Here is a 3,015-nt window from a genome sequence, read left to right as displayed (position 1 = left end):
GCTGCTCAGCGCCGGTCCCATCCTTATAGTGCCCCGCCGGGGGCACCAACCTGCGCCCCCGGACCGGTGCATCGCTGACCCGAACAACAGCGTTCCGCCCCTCCCCGCCCCACCGACCTGAAACAGGCCAGGCCGGACGGACTGACAGCAAAACCGTCACCGACTCGCAGCCGGCGGCTCCTCCGCCCCGTTTTCGAGTCCCGACACGCCGATCATCACAAACTCCGGAATAGATGTTTAAATACGCATATATCGGTACCAAGGTATTTCAGATGGACACACACGGCATCGGTACCAGAACGATGCAGCAGTCCCAAGACCTCCATCGGACTGCACGGGCGGCCCAAGGCAGACGATCCGGGCGCCGAAACCGGCCATCCACCGCAACTCCGGTACCAGTCCAATCGCTCCGAAACAGCACGGGACGTGGCCGAATCGCGTCGATATCAGGACGTCCACAGGACGTCACAGACCCACGAACAGCAACAAACAACAACCAGCAACACCCACCAACAATCAAGAATCCCCAGGTCGCACCGGTTCGGCGGACGAAACCGGGCGGTCGCAAGTAGCATCCAAGGATGCGATCGATACGCAACTAAGTGGTCATGCCCGTAATTAGTTCGGGGGTTCACGCGGCGGCGGGTTGTGCGGCAGGCTGGTGATCGCAGCCGGTGGGTTGTTGGGAGTGCTCTTTCTGTTCGTGCCGCTCGATCCGGGCCATCAGGTCCTCGAGGTCGGTCTGGGTGAATTTCCATTCGAAGGGCCGAGCGGTCTGGTTGTAGCGGCGCTCGAACGCGGTGAGCCGGTCTTCGACCTGGTCAAGGCTGGTGAAATCGTTGGGAGACACGACCTTTCGCTGCACGATGGAGAAGAAGATTTCCACTTGGTTCAGCCAGGAGGCGTGTACCGGGGTGTGGATCATGACCGCGTTGGGAAACCGCGCGGCCAGCCGGTCGGCAGCGGCTTTGCCGCGGTGGCTGGATCCGTTGTCGACCACCCAGAACACCCGTTTGGCCGAGGCGTAGGGCTGGCTGGTCATGACTTTCTCGACGAGGGCCATGAACGGCACGATCCCCGTCTTGACCGCGCAGTGCCCGGCCACCTGGGCTCGGTGCACGTCGTAGGCGGCCAGGTAGGCCAGCGAGCCACCGCGGTCGTATTCGTGGTTCACTCGCATCATTCGAGAAGTTCCGGGCGCCAGGGTGGGGTGGCAGCGGCAGCGGGCCTGGATCGAGGTCTTCTCGTCCGAGGAGATCACGTACTCGTTCTCGCCGAGCGGGACTCCGTCGAAGATCTGCTGGTAGAGGTCGAGTACTCGGGCCGCTTTCGCGGCGAAGTCCGGGTCGCGGATGAACACCCACGACTGGTGTTGCCACGGTTTGAGCGCGTCCTGGGCCAGGATCCGGCGCACGGTCGACGCCGAGATCGTCGCGGCGACACCACGATCGATTGTCTCAGCGGCCAGGTCGGTACTGCTCCACCGCGACAGCGGCACGCCGGTTTCGGCTGGCAGCTGGCACGCCAGGGCTTTGATCTCGGCGCGCTGGACGGGAGTGAATCGAGGCGGCCGGCCCGAACGGGGCCGGTCTTTGAGCCCGTGCTGGCCGTGGTCGGCGTATCGGCCACGCCAGGTGCGCACCGTGTCCAGATGAACTCCCTGCCGCACGGCGATCGCGTTGTTCGAATAGCCCTCAGCAGCATCCAGGACGATTCGAACACGCGCGACCAGCCCGATCCCGGCGGTGCGGGAGTACGCCAGCTTCTCGAGCCGACGCCGCTCGGACACGGTCAGCACAATCTGGCGGGCACGGAGAGCAGGCACGAAAACCGGTCTTTCACAACAACTTCCAGACAGAGACTCCCGCGACCCTGCCTGGGTTCCTCACCCCGACGTGATCGACACGCCGCAAGCGGCACAATGACTCCCATGCCCGCGATCCCGGACTCGACCAAGACGTCTCTGGCCCAGCGGCTGCGCGCCCATGCCGCCGAACACTGGCCCCAGCTGACCGGCCTGAATGTCCGCTACCACGGCCAATTCGCTTACGTCGAGGGCGAACTGGCCGACGGTGACCGGCTGCCCCTGATCCGGCTCCGCTACGGCGGATCGGCTTCAACGTGGGGATTCGGCCTCTACCTCGCCAGCAGCGGCAAATACGAAAACCAGATCCTGCCCACCGGATTCACCGCCGGCAGCCCCCAGGAAGCCCTCGACTGCGCCTGCAACCTCTACCTCGGGCACTGACCCCCGAAGAACATGCGGGCGGGACCACTAAGATTTCCGATCTGAGTCGTGTTCATCGGATGAGGCTTGTGTAGATGGTGTCGACGATGTCGGTCACGGCGGGGGTGGCGTCGATGCGGGTCTCGGCGACGAAGCTCAGCGGATCCCACCCGTGGTACCAGCCGCGCATTTCCTCGGCACCGAATTCCTTGGCTTTGGGCCGCTGGGCGTGGCGGTCGAGGGTTCCAGGGAAGGACAGGTCGAACGCGTAGAACCATGCGCGTTCGGCTCGTGCGGCCAGGTGTTCGAGCATGGAGCCGTAGCGGCGGGCACTGAGGATGCCTTCCACGATGACCGTGACTCCACGGGCCAGGCCCAGCTCTGCGATTTCGCGAATCAGCTCGATGTTGTGGCCATCAGGCGGACTCGCGCAGGAACTCCCGCCGCACGACGTCCTGGGGGATCACCAGACACTCCGCTCGAGCAAATCGCAATTGCAGAGCTTTGGCGACCGTGGATTTTCCGCTCCCGGAATTGCCGCGAATTACCACCAGCCGCCCAAACTCTCGGATTTAGGTACCTACCCAGGATGACCAGGCATTTTACAGGTGCCCATGTTTTGTGGGTTCTGCCGGGAGCGAGAACCTACGACATGTGACCTACTCTCGCGGGCGCCGCGAACACTACCCCGACCGCGTCCTGGCCCGGCCGAAACCCGCTGGGGCGCTGTTCGATCATCTGCAGCCCGCCATAGTTGATTGCGTAGACGCCTACCTCGAGCACGGCCT

At 64.0% G+C, this 3,015-nt stretch carries 4 protein-coding genes; 1 reads left to right on the top strand and 3 read right to left on the bottom strand.

Features of this window, described 5'->3' with window-relative positions:
* Positions 1–631 precede the first annotated feature (631 nt).
* Entirely contained in the window at positions 632–1,789 is a 1,158-nt protein-coding gene (locus NM2_RS46780; protein WP_245718596.1) for an IS630 family transposase, read from the bottom strand.
* A 141-nt stretch (positions 1,790–1,930) separates the two neighbouring features.
* Here NM2_RS46780 and NM2_RS46775 point away from each other — a divergent pair, with 141 nt between their 5' ends.
* Positions 1,931–2,248 (top strand): hypothetical protein, encoded by a 318-nt coding sequence (locus NM2_RS46775; RefSeq protein WP_067684238.1) that lies wholly within the window; start codon positions 1,931–1,933, stop codon positions 2,246–2,248.
* Positions 2,249–2,300: 52 nt separating this feature from the next.
* Here NM2_RS46775 and NM2_RS50065 read toward each other — a convergent pair whose 3' ends face one another.
* Together NM2_RS50065 and NM2_RS53310 are read right to left on the bottom strand one after the other, a co-directional pair.
* Positions 2,301–2,576, bottom strand: coding sequence for a P-loop NTPase family protein (locus tag NM2_RS50065; RefSeq protein ID WP_157122111.1), 276 nt, complete (start codon positions 2,574–2,576; stop codon positions 2,301–2,303).
* A 67-nt stretch (positions 2,577–2,643) separates the two neighbouring features.
* A complete protein-coding gene (locus NM2_RS53310; RefSeq protein WP_169816379.1) occupies positions 2,644–2,778 on the bottom strand; it encodes a P-loop NTPase family protein in 135 nt (44 codons plus the stop codon).
* Positions 2,779–3,015: the final 237 nt, after the last annotated feature.

Source organism: Nocardia miyunensis NBRC 108239, from assembly GCF_001613065.1.
Taxonomy (GTDB): domain Bacteria; phylum Actinomycetota; class Actinomycetes; order Mycobacteriales; family Mycobacteriaceae; genus Nocardia; species Nocardia miyunensis.
Note: the sequence above shows the minus strand (reverse complement) of the source record. Positions and strands in the feature narration are given on the sequence as shown.